This is a genomic window from Paenibacillus sp. FSL H7-689, from assembly GCF_000517905.1.
In the GTDB taxonomy this organism is placed as follows: domain Bacteria; phylum Bacillota; class Bacilli; order Paenibacillales; family Paenibacillaceae; genus Paenibacillus; species Paenibacillus amylolyticus.
This window is the reverse complement of record NZ_ASPU01000057.1, coordinates 138,304-153,621: the sequence shown is the minus strand read 5'-3', so window position 1 is coordinate 153,621 and position 15,318 is coordinate 138,304. Positions and strand designations below refer to the sequence as shown.

The 15,318-nt window shown below is 42.6% G+C and carries 15 protein-coding genes; 9 read left to right on the top strand and 6 right to left on the bottom strand.

Annotated features, from left to right (window positions below; genetic code table 11):
* Positions 1-24: 24 nt before the first annotated feature.
* Both C170_RS25620 and C170_RS25615 read right to left on the bottom strand, forming a co-directional pair.
* Entirely contained in the window at positions 25-426 is a 402-nt protein-coding gene (locus tag C170_RS25620; protein ID WP_036615598.1) for a VOC family protein, read from the bottom strand.
* 200 nt (positions 427-626) lie between these two features.
* The gene (locus C170_RS25615) at positions 627-1,286 is read right to left on the bottom strand and encodes a helix-turn-helix transcriptional regulator (RefSeq protein ID WP_036615595.1); all 660 of its coding nucleotides are present in this window, start codon (positions 1,284-1,286) and stop codon (positions 627-629) included.
* A gap of 165 nt (positions 1,287-1,451) precedes the next feature.
* Between C170_RS25615 and C170_RS25610 the strand changes: the two genes are divergently transcribed.
* The 7 genes from C170_RS25610 (at position 1,452) to C170_RS25580 (ending at position 8,048) form a co-directional block, all read left to right on the top strand.
* Positions 1,452-2,810 carry an MFS transporter gene (locus C170_RS25610; protein WP_036615592.1) on the top strand — a complete coding sequence of 453 codons (1,359 nt, stop codon included), beginning with the start codon at positions 1,452-1,454 and terminating at the stop codon, positions 2,808-2,810.
* 24 nt (positions 2,811-2,834) lie between these two features.
* Positions 2,835-3,170, top strand: coding sequence for a winged helix-turn-helix transcriptional regulator (locus C170_RS25605; RefSeq protein ID WP_051447400.1), 336 nt, complete (start codon positions 2,835-2,837; stop codon positions 3,168-3,170).
* The gene (locus C170_RS25600; protein ID WP_200868521.1) at positions 3,160-3,519 is read left to right on the top strand and encodes a HesB/IscA family protein; all 360 of its coding nucleotides are present in this window, start codon (positions 3,160-3,162) and stop codon (positions 3,517-3,519) included. The genes C170_RS25605 and C170_RS25600 overlap by 11 nt, the downstream gene beginning before the upstream one ends.
* A gap of 21 nt (positions 3,520-3,540) precedes the next feature.
* A complete protein-coding gene (locus C170_RS25595; RefSeq protein WP_051447399.1) occupies positions 3,541-3,828 on the top strand; it encodes a hypothetical protein in 288 nt (95 codons plus the stop codon).
* Between the two features lie 196 nt (positions 3,829-4,024).
* Complete coding sequence (locus tag C170_RS25590; protein WP_051447398.1) at positions 4,025-5,389, top strand: MFS transporter; 1,365 nt, start codon at positions 4,025-4,027, stop codon at positions 5,387-5,389.
* A gap of 70 nt (positions 5,390-5,459) precedes the next feature.
* Entirely contained in the window at positions 5,460-6,680 is a 1,221-nt protein-coding gene (locus C170_RS25585; RefSeq protein WP_036615589.1) for a macrolide family glycosyltransferase, read from the top strand.
* Between the two features lie 138 nt (positions 6,681-6,818).
* Positions 6,819-8,048, top strand: coding sequence for a multidrug effflux MFS transporter (locus C170_RS25580; RefSeq protein WP_036615585.1), 1,230 nt, complete (start codon positions 6,819-6,821; stop codon positions 8,046-8,048).
* Between the two features lie 167 nt (positions 8,049-8,215).
* On the opposite strand, the gene C170_RS25575 is transcribed toward C170_RS25580, so the two are convergent.
* On the bottom strand, positions 8,216-9,190 hold the full coding sequence (locus C170_RS25575; protein WP_036615582.1) for a helix-turn-helix transcriptional regulator: 975 nt from the start codon (positions 9,188-9,190) through the stop codon (positions 8,216-8,218).
* A gap of 105 nt (positions 9,191-9,295) precedes the next feature.
* Between C170_RS25575 and C170_RS25570 the strand changes: the two genes are divergently transcribed.
* Together C170_RS25570 and cls are read left to right on the top strand one after the other, a co-directional pair.
* Positions 9,296-9,775, top strand: a complete 480-nt coding sequence (locus C170_RS25570; protein WP_036615579.1) for a GyrI-like domain-containing protein — start codon at positions 9,296-9,298, stop codon at positions 9,773-9,775.
* A 216-nt stretch (positions 9,776-9,991) separates the two neighbouring features.
* Positions 9,992-11,431, top strand: coding sequence for a cardiolipin synthase (gene cls / locus C170_RS25565; protein ID WP_036615577.1), 1,440 nt, complete (start codon positions 9,992-9,994; stop codon positions 11,429-11,431).
* A gap of 163 nt (positions 11,432-11,594) precedes the next feature.
* Here the strand turns inward: cls and C170_RS25560 are convergent, their stop codons facing one another.
* Genes C170_RS25560 through C170_RS25550 form a run of 3 tightly spaced genes read right to left on the bottom strand, consistent with a single transcriptional unit; the run spans position 11,595 to position 15,257 of the window.
* Positions 11,595-12,716, bottom strand: a complete 1,122-nt coding sequence (locus C170_RS25560; protein WP_036615573.1) for a Ger(x)C family spore germination protein — start codon at positions 12,714-12,716, stop codon at positions 11,595-11,597.
* Entirely contained in the window at positions 12,713-13,801 is a 1,089-nt protein-coding gene (locus C170_RS25555; RefSeq protein WP_036615569.1) for a GerAB/ArcD/ProY family transporter, read from the bottom strand. Before C170_RS25555 ends, C170_RS25560 begins: the two co-directional genes overlap by 4 nt.
* Positions 13,794-15,257: a spore germination protein gene (locus C170_RS25550; RefSeq protein WP_036615566.1), complete on the bottom strand. Its 1,464-nt coding sequence runs from the start codon at positions 15,255-15,257 to the stop codon at positions 13,794-13,796. Before C170_RS25550 ends, C170_RS25555 begins: the two co-directional genes overlap by 8 nt.
* Between the last annotated feature and the right edge of the window lie 61 nt (positions 15,258-15,318).

Here is a 15,318-nt window from a genome sequence, read left to right as displayed (position 1 = left end):
GGATGTAGTGTTAGCCGTTATACATTACCGTTTCGGCATTTTACTCTCATCCATATACAACAGGTTCCAGCGGTGACCGTCCAGGTCGGCAAATCCCGCGCCGTACATCCAGCCGTCTATTTCACCAGGCTTGCCAAAGATGGTTCCTCCAGCTAACTCGACTTTTTTAATAAAAGCATCAACTTCTTCTCTGCTGTCAGCACCAATGGAAAATATCACTTCTGCGCTATGGGAAGTATCTGCAGTTTTGGCACCTGTAAACTTCTCAAACGTTGCATCTGGAAACAGGAGAATCGTTGTTGAGCCTATGACAAGCTGGGCTCTCTCGTTGCCAACATTCTCCCCATGGAATCCAATCTCATTGAAAAAGGTAGTGGATTGCACAACATCTTTCACCGGCAGGTTCATCCAGATTTTTTGTGACATGGCAGTAGCCTCCTAGAGTATATTTTCGACACTCTTACTATACTCTACCTCAATTCAAAATTACATAATCGGGTACATACGATTATGAAGGAGTTAGAAATAACTAATATAATGAAGGATAATTTAGAGAAATCTGCATCGTTCTAATCAGTTCAGAACCCAAACCAAAAGAGCAATCTCCAATGAGGTTGCTCTTTTGGTCATGGCTTATTTTGCCTAACGGTGTATACGCAGTTTCTTCCTCCGGCTAGAATGTATTCTCCCCGTTCAATATGAACATTATCGCCTAGAACTGTTTTGAATAAATGTAACTCATTCTTGCATAACCCGGTACATACCGCGGCCGCTTCACAGATCGGACAATGCTTCTCAATGAATAGGAGACTGCCATCATCCTGCTCCTTAACCTCGGCCATATAACCTTCATTCGTACGAATTTCGGCCAATTTCTCCAATTTCTCTCTGACTCCTGATGCATTTCCAAGCTGCTGAAGATATCGTTCTTGCATATTTTTATTCCGAACATCCAACAGCTTGTCCAGCCCTTCATTACCAAAGGCTTCCTTCATCGAATGGATGAGGCTGACGGATAAATCCGAATATCCGCTTGGAAAAAAACGATTAGCCGCGGGAGTTAATATCCATAGCTTGGTGGGGCGACCCATGGGACGGGCCTCTTCCACAGTGGTTACCAATCCTTCTTCTTTTAGCGCATTCAGATGTTGCCGAATAGCCATTCCAGATAACGAAAACTGAGTGGAGAGAGTGACAACATCCATTCCCCCGCGCTCTTTTAACAGATTAATAATTGCTCTCCGGGTACTGGTCGAGGCATCCTTTTTGGTTTGATTTCCGCTCATGGTGCACCTCCTTTTGAAACAACTGAATCTTCTTGACTAATTACATTTTAAACAAAAATGTTGACAAAGTCAAAGTCTAACTGTAGCTTATACATTATAAACAAAAATGTTTACTAAGTATCCGGATACGATGTATGCATACAAATTTCTTGGAGGTTACATTTCATGTCGTCTAATCATCAAAGTATTTTCAGCCCGCGTTATTTTGCACTAACCATAGGAATTATTTTATCAGTGATGGCCGTTGGATTCGAAGGTCTATCCGTAACCACCATTGCTCCTTCGATTGCTGGAGACTTGAACGGCCTTAGCCTGTTCGGATGGATATTCAGTACATATCTGCTTGCGCAGATTATCGGAACGCTGGTTGTCGGTCGAATCATTGATAAAAGAGGACCTGCAGCACCGTTCACTTTTGCACTTCTGTTGTTTATCGTAGGGCTGATCGCTGCCGCAACCGCAGGCGACATGTATACCATGATAGGATCACGGGCTCTACAGGGTTTGGGTGCCGGAGCTATGATGACTTGTGTGTATACAGCTATATCGTTAAGTTACCCAGATGAGTTACGTGCCAAAATTCTTGGAGCATTTGGTACTGCCTATGTTCTTCCGTCCATGCTCGGTCCATATGTAGCAGGAGTTATCGCAGATCAGTGGTCCTGGCGCTTTGTTTTCTGGGGGATCTTACCTGTGCTGGTGGTTTCAGCATTGCTTAGTTTACCTGCCTTTAGGAAATTGAAAGTGCAGAAGACGGGAGGGGATAGCGGATCTTCATCCACTTGGATGGCGTTACTCTTAACGTTGGGTACAGGGATTTTCCTGGTTGGTCTAAGTAGGCTTCCGAGCATTATGGGATTTGTTTTAGTCGTGATTGGCCTAGTATTGATGATATTTCCTCTCCGTAAATTGCTACCGAAGGGAACACTTACGTTGCGCAGAGGAATGCCAGCTATTTTGGCAACACGTGGATTGTTCTTCGCTGCCTATACTAGTACACAGAATTTCCTCGTATTGGCTCTAATCGATGTGAAAGGAATTACACCTTCTCAGGCCGGATTAATTGTGGCGAGTGCTGCATTAAGTTGGTGTATCATTGCGTATCTGCAAGGACGGTGGGATGCGGCAGATCAGGGCAGTGGACGTCATATGAGAATTATTCTTGGCGTAATGTTACTTGCCATAGGGATTGCCATCGTATTTTGGGTACCTGTTGTGACCGTTACCATTGCAGTTATTGGGCAGATCATTGCAGGAGTTGGTATTGGATTGGCGCATCCGATTAGTGGTGTTGTCGCATTTTCCCAAACGGGGGAAGAAGGCGTGGGCCAAACCTCGGCAAATCTGCAATTTGCAGATTCTTTTACACCTGGTGTAGTGATCGGCATTGGTGGTTCCATTCTTGTCGTGTGTCAGGCTGGCGGTATGTCACTTCAATCCGGCTTAATTGTAGCCATGGGTTTCCATCTCTTGTTGATCGTCACTAGTATCATTGCCAGCACTCGGATCTCAACACGCGGATGAATAAGAAAGTGGGTGTACAGACCATTGTTCACTGAAGACCCGAATAAACTATTTACAGCTTATCGCATCATCGGAACGAAATGGACGATCCATATTTTATGTGCTCTGTCTCAAGGCCCGAAGAGATTTGGTGAAATATTCGATATCATTCCTTCCATTTCCGAAATGATCCTCTCCAGACGTTTAAAGGGTCTTCAACTTGATCATTTGGTCAAAAGAACAATAATGACACGCCATACACAAATTATTTATGAACTTACGCCAAAAGGAGCTGCTCTTGCGGCATTCATACCCTGTCTAATGGACTGGGATACCAAATTTCAAAATGATACCACCGGGAGGAATAAAGATGATCATTGAGGTCAGTGATATAGCATCGGACAAAATCGTTGAGATCTTATCAAGTGCGGATATCCAAAATGCCTTCCTTAGAGTAGGCGTTGATGAAGGGGGATGCAGTGGTTTATCTTATACCCTTATTGTGGATGAACAACAGGCAGAAGAAGACATTGTGTTAAATAAAAAGCAATTTAAGATATTGGTTCACGCGAACAGTATTCCATATATTGATGGTCTTGAGATTGACTATGAAGAGAGCGGAATGTTAGGCGGATTCACCATGAATAATCCAAATGCCAAAGTTTCGTGTGGATGCGGAGCCAGTTTCAGAATGGCCAATTATCGTGGCGAAGTGAAAAAATGTGATTAATGAAGGAAGGAGTGCAGAGCAATGATCTCATTTGTAGTATCTGAACAAGCAATCGATTCATTTAAGAAAGAATGGGAATTGGAAGAGGACCAATATGTAAGGATTTATGCAAAATATGTTGGAGGAGGCTCCGATGCTTTTACAATTGGCATCAATGCGAGTGCTACACCGGTCGATCCCGCTTTGGTTCAATCCATTGGAGGATTTCATTTCTTTGTTGAAAAAACAGATGCCTGGATCCTGGAGGATGAACTTCTCCAAATTGACTGTAATGAAGATGGCATATTTTCAAGCAAAATCTCCTATTGAACATGGGGCACCTATTCTAGACCATAATCTTACTTTTTAAACATTTAACTTTACAAAGTATAACACTTCATGTATATTCAGGAAGTGAAAAGGTTTATTTTACCATAATATCCATCAAATTATGGAGGTGTAGAAGACAAACAACAATCAGATTGGGATTTTTGATGCTCAGTACAGGGCGCCTACAATTGGGATTATGCTGGTTCTGGCAACCGTAGCTTTTGAAGGACTGGCTATCACAACGATTGCCGCGAAAATGGCACAAAGTTTAGATGGCATTCATTTATACGGTTGGATCTTCAGCGCATTTTTGTTATCTCAGCTTATTGGAACTTTGGTTATGGGTCAGCAGATTGACAAGCGCGGTGTTTTTACATCCATGCTGATATCTTTTAGTGTTTTTGTATTAGGAACTGTGGTCTCCGCTATTTCTTTCGATATGCACATGCTTATTGCCGGAAGAGCCCTTCAAGGTTTTGGAGCAGGGGCCCTGATCACGTGCGTTTATACCTGTGTGACGTTACATTATCCAGATACGCTTCGTACTCAAATCCTGGCCGCATTCTCCATGGCATTTGTCCTGCCTACCTTAATCGGACCTTATGCAGCAGGCCTTATAGCTTCCTACATCTCGTGGCGATATGTTTTCTGGATCGTTTTACCCTTGATTGGAATAGCGCTCAGTCTCACATTCCGTTCTTTCCGTAATTTGCAGCTTCAGCAAGATCTGTCAGGTCCAGCGCGAGCAACCGACTCAAAGATTATGTATGCGATTCTGCTTGCGGTTGGAACGGGGCTGTTACTCACAGGACTTGGTATGATAACCGATTGGAAAGGCATAGTACTCACTTTGGCTGGATTAGTCATCATGATCCAACCAATGCGTAAATTGCTTCCAGTAGGGACTTTTTCGGTAAAAAAAGGATTGCCTGCTACTTTGGTATCGAGAGGGCTATATGTTGCTTGTTATTTTACAACGGAAAGTTTTGTGATCTTGGCACTAACCGAAGTGAAGGGGTTATCAGCTGACCTTGCTGGCCTCATCGTAGCAGCAGGTTCTCTGAGCTGGTCCGCCGCAGCGTGGTTACAAGCCAAGCTTGATGCACGAGATCAAGGTCGTGCCCGAAAGGGTAGGGTTATGACGGGCATTGGGATTATGATCGTTGGAACTGTACTTGTGATCATGGCTCTTATTTTGACGGACGGCGGGATTATACTCATCCTTCTCTCACAAATGATTACAGGGTTCGGTGTTGGATTGGCCAACCCTACAACGGCAGCCATTGCTTTACAACATGCCTTGCCCAGGAAAGAGGGCGAAATGTCCGCGAATCTACAATTTGTGGATTCCTTCTATATGGGTGTAAGCATTGGCGTTGGTGGCGCTCTGATTGCCTTGTCCGAAACGTTACAGTGGGGCATATCGACAGGTGTTTTGATCGTGTTAACACTCCAATTATTATGGGTCTTGTTAAGTTTCTTAGCATCACTACGAATTACCAAACTCGTTCATCAAGAACATCATCCAATCAACCAAGTGAAGGACAACATCTCCATGTAACGGATGACGACTGCGTCGTTAAATACATCATGAAGAACGGGGGGACTAATTGCATTGGGAGGTGGGTAAGATGGCACGTGTATTAGTAGTCATTACTCCAGCTGAAGGACATGTGAATCCATCGTTAGGGTTAGTTACTCAGTTGATAGACAATGGTGAGGAAGTCATCTATGTGTGCACGGAGGAGTACCGTTCCCGAATTGAACAAACCGGTGCCCAGATCATTACCTATCCGTTTCCACAAGATGCCTTCTCTCATGATCCGGTGTTGAAACCCCAGGAATACAAGCATCCGTATCAGTTCATTTATATGATGGTAAGTATTATTCGGAGGATCATCCCCAATGTGCTGCAGGTGGTCGAGGATCAAAAGTTTGATTATATGATCTTTGATTCCCTGATGGGATGGGGAGGGACTATTCTTGCAGAAAAACTGGGAATTCCTGCGGTGTGCTCGATTGCGTCCTTTGCTTTTGTGGAGCCTCTGGGATCTAGCTCAGTTCTGAATGAGACGGAGACGAAGGAGCTTTATGAGGCTACGATGAAGATCACAACGGAGTTAGCTGAAGAGCTTCAAGTGAGTATTCCAGCCATGGAAGAGATTCCGGCACATACAGGTCAGTTAAAGCTCGTGTACACCAGCCGTTATTTTCAGCCGCAGGCAGAAAAGCTGGATGATCGTTTTATTTTCACGGGTCCTTCGATCATAACACGTCAAGATGCTCCGACCTTCTCGTTTGAGTTGCTTCGTGAACGGTACCCGCAAACCGTGTACATTGCTATGGGTACGATTCTAAATAAAAATTTGGATTTCTATCAGCTTTGCTTTGAAGCATTAGGGGATCTACCCGTGAATGTTGTTTTATCTTCAGGAAAATACACGGATATGGAGCCGCTGGCGGATCAAATACCTCCTAATTTTATCGTCAAGCCATACATTGCCCAGTTGGACATGCTGCAGCATACCGATGTGTTTATTACACATGCTGGAATGAACAGCACAAGTGAGGCGTTATATTACAACGTTCCAATGGTGATGATTCCATTAACATCGGATCAGCCTCTTGTCGCCAATCGGGTACAGGAGTTGGGCGCGGGTATTACTTTAAATAAACATAACCTCAGTGCAACTAATTTGAGAGAGGCATTAACAGAAGTGCTACACAATTCACTTTATAGACGGCAGGCTTACCTCATTGGTGAATCTTTAAGGCAGGCTGGCGGTTACACACGAGCTGCCGAAATGATCATGAGTCATATGGGTTCAGGCCGGGGGAGTTACACAATTTAAATGGTTTTCCATTCAAAGTCGCTTAATAAGCGGCTTTTTTTGGTTTTAATAGTCTTAAGACTTGACCTACAGTTAACTCTATGTCTTATACTCGATTAGGCTTGCAAATTATATAAGGAATTGGAGATTTTATTTATTATGGCGAAGAGCACGAATTGGAATGTTTTTGGACTGGCAATACTACTAGGTTTATTTTCTACATTAGGTCCATTTACGATTGATATGTATTTACCGGCTTTTCCGGAGATTGCACAAAATATGAATACAACGGCATCACTTGTACAATTTAGCCTTACTGCCTGTTTATTAGGACTGGGTGTAGGACAACTTGTTATGGGTCCTTTGAGTGACGCGTACGGTAGACGTAGACCATTGTTGATCTGTATGGCAGCCTACATTATTTGTTCCTTGGCATGTGCTTTTGCTCCGAATATCGGACTATTAATTTTGTTTCGTTTCACGCAAGGATTTGCGGCATCAGCTGGAATTGTCATTTCCCGTGCGATAGCTAGAGATCTATATAGTGGACATGAACTCACTAAATTTTTCTCTTTGCTGTTGCTTGTAGGGAATCTGGGGCCTTTGGCAGCACCGATTGCGGGAAGTGGGGTTCTTTCCTTCACAACATGGATTGGCGTATTTATCTGCCTTTCATTCTTGGGGATTTTCTTATTAATCATGACAAAGTGGAGCTTAAAAGAAACACACCCCGTCGAAAGACGTATAGTTCCTGACTTCAAACAGCAATTGGGTAATTACAGAATGCTTCTGCGTGACCGCAAGTTTGTTGGTTACATGCTGGCACAGGGAATCATGACGGCAGGGGTCTTTGCTTATGTGGCCGGAACCCCATTCATTTACCAAAATATATATGGAGTTACACCGACGGTATTTGCTATACTGTTTGCTTCAAACGGCATCAGCTTGATCATCGGATCTCAAATCGTGGGTCGATTGGCCAAACGTATCCCTGAGCAGACGCTGCTATTATCTGGACTATGGCTTGCTATAATAGCAAGTGTGGCTGCTTTGGTCGTAACCCTGGCTCATGGTCCACTTTTCGCATTGGTGATTCCATTGTTCTTCTTCGTATGCTCGATCGGCATTACGTCTACAGCGGCATTCCCACTTGCCATGGAGAGTCAAGCTAAGATGGCCGGAAGTGCAGCAGCACTGCTTGGAGTCGTTCCTTTTCTTCTGGGTGCACTGGTTGCTCCTCTGGTCGGCATCGCAGGTGAGGACACTGCCGTCCCGTTAGGACTCACTTTGTTAATGACCAGTATCATTGCCATTGTTACTTATTTCCTACTCGTTAAAAACGTCCCGCAGCATACACCTAATCATGCCCAGTCTAATGCTGACTTCTAGTATAGAAGGAACAGCTCGCCAAGCATTGGCGTGAGACATGAATGAATATGATTCCATTACAAGTCGCTAACACAGCGGCTTTTTTTTGGTTTTCCGTACTGAACCCTCAGCCTGAATTCAGGTAAGGCATTGTTAGATAATGGAGAGACTAGGTAGGAGGGGGCTGCTCACTGCTTCATTTGATATAAGCTTAATCTATCTTGTACAGCATTCAGGGCTTCTTTCGGAATTTCCTTCACCTTGATATCTTCTCCTAGAAAAAGCAACCAATTGGTGATTTCGGTTAACTCTTCTGAGTTATGAACATTCATAAATGCCTTTAGGAGAGCCGTAGTCTGGTATGGATTTGTATAGGCAATTGAAAACTTTAAAGGATGGTATTTTTTGAATTGCGCAATCGCCTTTGGGCCAAGTTCCAGGACAAGGTTGATAACTTCTTCCTGCGTATTTCGTTTGAGTTGTTCTACAATCTTTTTTGTACTCAGTCTTTTTTTCGCCGGGTATGCTTCGACATGGATGAGGTTGTCAACGGATACGATTCGTCTTTTTTCTTCCTCCAAGTCAAAACCTTCAATGATCCAATGGCCTTTTTGATGATGAAGGTGCAAGAGAACAATGGGATAGGATTTTGTTTTCTTCTCTTCTTGGACAGTAACTAACAAATAACGTTCTATAAGAAGAATTTGGATGAGTTTCTCCAAAGTAGGGTGAGGCAGGTCTGATAGATCAAGCAAGTCTGGATTACGGGGATTGGTTCCTTCAAAAAGCAATATTTGATTCAAATGTACAAGGTCATCTTGCTGATTTTCTGAGATAAGGCCCAATAATTTTTCAGCCAAAGATTGACGACTCTTCAGATAAGGAAGCTGTTGATTTCTTGTCGCCATAAAAGCAATGAATAACGCTTTGATTTCATTATCGGTAAACCGTACCGTGGGCAGGAGGGAGTTGTTCATGACAAAATAACCCCCGGCCCGCCCAACTTCAGCGACAAGTGGCATTCCCATGGCTTCAATTTCTCTGATATCTCGAATGGCTGTCGAACGAGAAATATTAAATTCTCGCATGATTTCAGAGATGGTAAAGTGTGCACGGTTATTGATATACCGCGTGATGGTATTAATGCGTTCAACTTTTTTCATTGGGCCCCCTAAACAGTATCATATTCTGACATGATTTAAGGTTATTATAAACCTATCAAGTGAAAACACAAATCAATTGAAAATTGAAAGAGGACGGTGTAAACCATGAGTAATTATCATTTCGAAGAAAAAGAGAGCTTTATCGTGTTAGGTATTGGAACGGATCTTAAGAGCGACTATACAGACTATGTTGGCATCAGCAAGGAGAAGGCGGATTTTTGGTCCACGGTGAAAGAGGATGGAAGCCTGGACAAACTAAAGTCTCTGGCAACAAACGACTACATTTTTGCAGTAAACGAAGCAGTAAATAACCAGATGATGCATTATGCTGGTGTCATGACAGCAGAAACTTTGCCAGAAGCAACGAGAGTAATCCAATTTCCTAAGGGAGAATACCTGGTTGTGAAGGGCGAAGCTGAAACGGCTGATGCGCTCAATAATATGCTTACTGGCATTGCCTTTGGTCAAGCCCTCCCCGTAGAAAAAGATTATGCCTATGTTGGCGGTCCAAATACAACAGTTGAAATGGGAGAGAAAAACCGTTTGGTATATGGTGAAATGTGGGTTCCTGTTGTAAGGAATTAACTTAAGCATAAACATTCAATGCAAAAGAATCCCTTCTTTTAATAGGAAGTGGATTCTTTTTTAGTTCGATGTCTAGTGATTATCATTTAATAGATTTAGTATTCCTCAAGTATGTTATCATATTCTTTGTGATGAAGGCTTCATTCGAGAATAGCTAAGTAATAAGCACTTTTTATTATTTACATAAAGTCAATGGAAGGCAGGAGATATAACAGTATGGTCACGCTGATACTTTCACTCGTTATGATTATAAACATATTACTCTCAGCGGTATTTTTGTTTTTTGAAAGGAGAGACATTGGTTATACTTGGGCCTGGCTCATGATATTTTACTTCATTCCTATTTTAGGTTTTATCGTTTATCTCTTTCTGGGACGTAACCTCAAAAAGAAAAATTTCTACGGACTTTCAGCTGAAGAGAGAAACTCCCTAAAGTTAATTGTCGAGAACCAGTTAGTGACATTGAAGGAGCAACGTAAGCAAAACAACCCACTGCTCATGAAATATGCTGACCTGATTCAATTGAATCTCACTTCATCCAATGCAATCCTAACCAATGACAATGAGATATTCATCTTCGATGATGGACAAGAGAAATTTGATTCATTATTTGCTGATATCAAGGAAGCCAAGAAAGAGATTAACATCCAATATTACATCATTCAACCGGATTCCTTAGGGAAGAAATTACGAGATGAATTGACTATAAAAGCTAAAGAAGGCGTAAAAGTGCGAGTTCTCTATGACGAAATTGGTTCAAAGAAACTTTCATTGAAGTTTTTCAGAGAACTGATCTCTGCCGGTGGAGAAGTAGAGGTCTTTTTCCCGTCACTGATTAGGCCATTAAATTTCCGTATGAATAATCGAAATCATCGAAAACTTTGTATTATTGATGGGGAGATTGCTTATATTGGCGGATTTAATCTGGGAAATGAGTATCTAGGCATGGATAAAAAGTTTGGATACTGGCGTGATACACATTTTAAAATGCACGGGGATGCCGTTAATCATATTCAAGGCAGGTTTATTTTGGATTGGAAACACGCCAGCAAATCCGATCAAGTAAGTTACGAACAATACTCCTTCAACACAGCAAGGCTTGATGGTTCAAGTCCGGTTCAGATTGTGTCTAGTGGTCCTAACTCACAGGTGGAACACCTGAAGAATATGTACATCAAGCTTATAGTAAATGCCAAAAAGAGTGTGTATATTCAAACGCCTTACTTTATTCCTGACAGCACTTTTATGGATGCATGTAAAATCGCACTCCTATCCGGGGTGGATCTGCGCATTATGATTCCCAATAAGCCCGATCACCCGTTTGTATATTGGGCGACTTGGGCGTATGCTGGTGAATTATTGGACTATGGAGCCAAGATTCTGTTATATGATAATGGATTCTTACACGCAAAGACCATTGTAGTAGACGAAGAAGTCGCTTCAGTAGGGACGATGAATATTGATTCCCGGAGCTTTAGGTTGAATTTTGAGGTGAATGCAATTGTATATGACGAGCGAGTTGCGAAACAACTTCAAGAATTGTTTCATCAAGATAGCCAGTTAAGTACAGAACTTACTTCTGATCGTTATAGAAACAGGTCCCTTATTATCAAATTTAAAGAAGGAATATCACGTCTTCTTTCACCTATTTTATAGCTCAGCTTCACTGCCGATGTTATACTCAACCAGGCAAGATAAAGCTTTTCACTGAAGTGCTTCTTAACGACTAGAGTATTAGCAAATCCTTCTTTTTACGTCAACAGTCAAAAGCTCTCTTCCAAATGGAAGAGAGCTTTCCCAATTGCACGACAGCATGTTATTAATTTAGAACGCCGCTGCCGACTATTGTAACCTTTACTTCCGGGTGAAAACGAACTTGGGCATATTCTTTATTCCAGTTTAGGCTTTTCCATAAGTCCGGGTAATGGGCAATTAAATGTCTGCCAATACCGAAGGAATCACAACCACTTTGCTGAAGTGTCTTGATAATTTGTTCTGCGTCCTGAGTCATGTCATCGGATAACTGGCTGTTCAGACGTTCAATTGTGTCTTTATCCTGAAGATGATTCATTGCATACTCAACGATCGTTACTGGAAGTTCGATACGGAGGTTCACATCAATTTGGCTATCACTTGCCACCTTTACCGCAAGTTTGCGCTTAATTTGTGCGATATTTGCTTCATAAGTGACATAGTTCCGCGGGTTGTTGGAAGGCCCTGGGTGGACCTTTTTGACAAAACGCGCTGTTTTATTCCATTTCCCACTCATAATAATGTATAGAGGAGCCTGTTCGGTCGTAAGACTCCCATTGAACCTTTGCCCATGAAACAGGGCGATTCCCCTAGCATCAATCTCCTCTCCATCCTTATATAGATAAGGCAGTGTAAAATCCTGTCCCGGATCCAGCATGGGAGGGAGAAGGGTCTCTAACGTCATTTCCGGAAAAATACATAATTCCTCCAGACTCTTAATTTTTTTGGTAATAAAATCACCAATCAATATGCTGCCAACTTTTTTTTGGTGTAACAGATCTCCGGCATCGCCATCCACAATAGCAATTTTCACATGTGATGTTGGGTAATCGGGTTCCCGATATAAGACGTCCAGGTAGGGGTAGATATCATTTTGTGCGAGTTTGTTGCCGTATAAGATCATCCCATATTTGAAAAACCGGATATCACCAGTCACTTTAGCGCGAATTCTATCTGTACTTTGACGGACGGATCTCCCGGTGCCTGAGTGGACTTCATTACCGCTGCTCCCTTGTTGACTCTCAGAATCATCGACAATTTCAAGCGTCTGTTTAATTTCACCCTCTGAGGTGATGTCAAACGCCGAAGCATTAGCCAGTCTTGCATCTTTTAAACTATCCTGATCCCAACATCCCGTCATCACCATGAGCAGGGTCAGCAGGATGAGGATTTTCCCCCGTTTACTCATATCATCTTCTCTTTTCGTTTCATTATATAAGATAGAACCAACAGGAGCAGAGGCAGGATCATGAGAAAAAAGTATGCCGATCTGTTGGCTATCGTACTAATTAACTCAAGTTTTTCCTTCTGTTGTGGCAGATACGCAATTATGCAAGAAGCAAGAACGACATAAGGCACGGCTTTTTTATGGTGTTTTTGTTTGAAGAGATAACTTATACCATAAGATGCCGTATAGTAATAGCCACATATGGCCCCAAAAATGGATATTAACCAGATAGGGAGGAACAGGAAATCGGCCCGATCCATTGTTCCGAGTGGGATAGAGCGGAGCAGATATATGACCGGTTCAGGCATTAAGTCAAGTTGCTGGGGGCTGAACGCCGTTGAACAAATGAACACGGTGAATGCATACAACACCACAACTACAGCACTTGCTAAAGCAACAGACTTGAGTTTGCCACCGCTGCTACCTTCAACCATAGGAAACACAACGAGAAAAAACTCGAATCCAAACATAGCCATTAATGTTTCGGTTGATCCACTAATGATATTGGGCCATCCTGCTTCGGTTAAAGGCAAAAGATATAACAGATTAACTTCCTTGAGTCCATAACTGATCAATACCATCATGGGCAAGACCAAAAAGGAGATGAGTACAAGTACTCGGGCAATGATTCGTAATTTTTGCCGAACCAAATAGATACTGCTGAACAAGAAGAGGGCTAATATAGCCCACCGAGGCGTATCCTGCAGCATCCAGCGGTTAATCACACTGTAGGCGTTCACCAGAACAGAAGTACCCATTAACAGGAAATATCCAACGTAGGCAATGATCAGCAACTTGCCAATCCATTTCCCCGTAATCAGCGTTACAATGTCATAAATGGATGAACTCGGGAATCTTCGCATCAAAAGCCAGCACAACAATATGACAAGTTGGATCAGGAACCCTCCAAGGAATACAGAGATCCACCCACCGCCTTTAGAGAGAAGGTGTATACGGTAAGGGAGGGACAAGATATCTACACCAATTTCAAATTTCAAAATGAGCAAGAATAATTGTCCCCGAGTAATTGTTGTTTCCTTATTCACGTTTTTTCCAACTCCTAGAGAACTTCTGCTGATTCAGCCGCTGCGGGCGGGCATCATGAGGACGCCCGCGAAGCGCCCAGATGGGAAATCGAATCCATACATCCTTCATGTCAGCTAATCGGAAAGGGGCCACTGGAGCAAAATAAGGCGATCCGAAGTTTTCCATCTTACAGAGGTGAATGGTTAGAATTACCAGACCAAATGCGATGCCGATATATCCAAAAAGCGCCGCTCCAATCATCATTGGAAAGCGGAGAATACGGACTGCCGAACTCATCTCATGCGAAGGCACCAAAAACGACGAGATAGCGGTTAGTGAAACCACAATAATCATTGTATAGGATACAAGCCCCGCACGAACGATAGCATCTCCGATAACCAAACCGCCAACGATGCCGATGGTCTGGCCCACACGGCTGGGAAGTCGGACCCCGGCTTCTCTTAATACTTCAAAGATCAGTTCAAGTAACATTGCCTCTACAAGTGCAGGAAAGGGGATGTTCTGTAATGATTTCTTGATCGTGTGTGCCAGTTCGATCGGTAAAATAGCGGAGTGAAAAGAGATGGTTGCAATATAAACAGCAGGTAATGTAAAAGCAATGACAAAACTCATCATGCGAATTAAACGTAAAAAGGAACTGACAATCCAGCGACCATGATAATCATCCGGACTTTGATAAAAAGCAAAAAACGTAACTGGAGCAATAAGAGCTGAAGGACTTCCTTCGGCAAGTATGGCGACACGTCCTTCCATCAAGTTGGCAATAACCCGGTCAGGTCTTTCTGTATTGAGCTGCTGGGGAAACAGAGAGAAGGGGTTATCCTCCATAAACTCTTCAATAAAACCTGGAGCGAGCACCATATCTGAAGATATGGACGTGATTCGCTCTTTTACTTCGTTCACTAACTCCGGATTGGCCAAGTCTTGAAGATATACAACTGCAATTTTGGTATGTGTCTTCTCGCCGACGTTAAAATATCGAACGATTAAGGATGGACTAATAATTTGTCTACGGATCAGATTCAAATTAACCGAAAGCTGCTCTACGAATCCATTATGCGGCCCTCGAATAACGCCTTCATTCTCCGGTTCGGTTGTGCTTCGGACATACATTTTCTCGGTAGAAAGAATGTAAAACTCCGGGTACCCATCGATTATGTAAAGACTTTTCCCTTGAATAAGTGAATCTATTCCACGTTGCAGATCCGTATCTTTTCGACTTTCTAAAGTCGTGAACGATGGGTAGATTTCCGAATGAGCTTGGCCATTCAGTGCTGTTAAGACATGTGTTTGAATGATCTCCTGATCTACAAGTGAATCGATATAGAGAAGCACACTCTGTACACCATTAAGTAGAAGCTGTTGTTGTTTCAAATCGTCAGTACAGTAGAGGGACTGTTCAACATAAGAAATATTCATTTTTAATTCAGAAAAAGCCTGATTGGTTGGGGTCATTGATCCACCTCTTTATAAAATGCGACATGGATTATCTTGTGCAAAATCAAGACTATTATGC

Excerpts from the sequence above, each read along its gene's own strand:
- C170_RS25620 (WP_036615598.1), bottom strand. The coding sequence starts at position 426 with ATGTCACAAAAAATCTGGATGAACCTGCCGGTGAAAGATGTTGTGCAA.
- C170_RS25615 (WP_036615595.1), bottom strand. The coding sequence starts at position 1,286 with ATGAGCGGAAATCAAACCAAAAAGGATGCCTCGACCAGTACCCGGAGA.
- C170_RS25610 (WP_036615592.1), top strand. The coding sequence starts at position 1,452 with ATGTCGTCTAATCATCAAAGTATTTTCAGCCCGCGTTATTTTGCACTA.
- C170_RS25600 (WP_200868521.1), top strand. The coding sequence starts at position 3,160 with ATGATCATTGAGGTCAGTGATATAGCATCGGACAAAATCGTTGAGATC.
- C170_RS25595 (WP_051447399.1), top strand. The coding sequence starts at position 3,541 with ATGATCTCATTTGTAGTATCTGAACAAGCAATCGATTCATTTAAGAAA.
- C170_RS25590 (WP_051447398.1), top strand. The coding sequence starts at position 4,025 with ATGCTGGTTCTGGCAACCGTAGCTTTTGAAGGACTGGCTATCACAACG.
- C170_RS25585 (WP_036615589.1), top strand. The coding sequence starts at position 5,460 with ATGGCACGTGTATTAGTAGTCATTACTCCAGCTGAAGGACATGTGAAT.
- C170_RS25580 (WP_036615585.1), top strand. The coding sequence starts at position 6,819 with ATGGCGAAGAGCACGAATTGGAATGTTTTTGGACTGGCAATACTACTA.
- C170_RS25575 (WP_036615582.1), bottom strand. The coding sequence starts at position 9,190 with ATGAAAAAAGTTGAACGCATTAATACCATCACGCGGTATATCAATAAC.
- C170_RS25570 (WP_036615579.1), top strand. The coding sequence starts at position 9,296 with ATGAGTAATTATCATTTCGAAGAAAAAGAGAGCTTTATCGTGTTAGGT.
- cls (WP_036615577.1), top strand. The coding sequence starts at position 9,992 with ATGGTCACGCTGATACTTTCACTCGTTATGATTATAAACATATTACTC.
- C170_RS25560 (WP_036615573.1), bottom strand. The coding sequence starts at position 12,716 with ATGAGTAAACGGGGGAAAATCCTCATCCTGCTGACCCTGCTCATGGTG.
- C170_RS25550 (WP_036615566.1), bottom strand. The coding sequence starts at position 15,257 with ATGACCCCAACCAATCAGGCTTTTTCTGAATTAAAAATGAATATTTCT.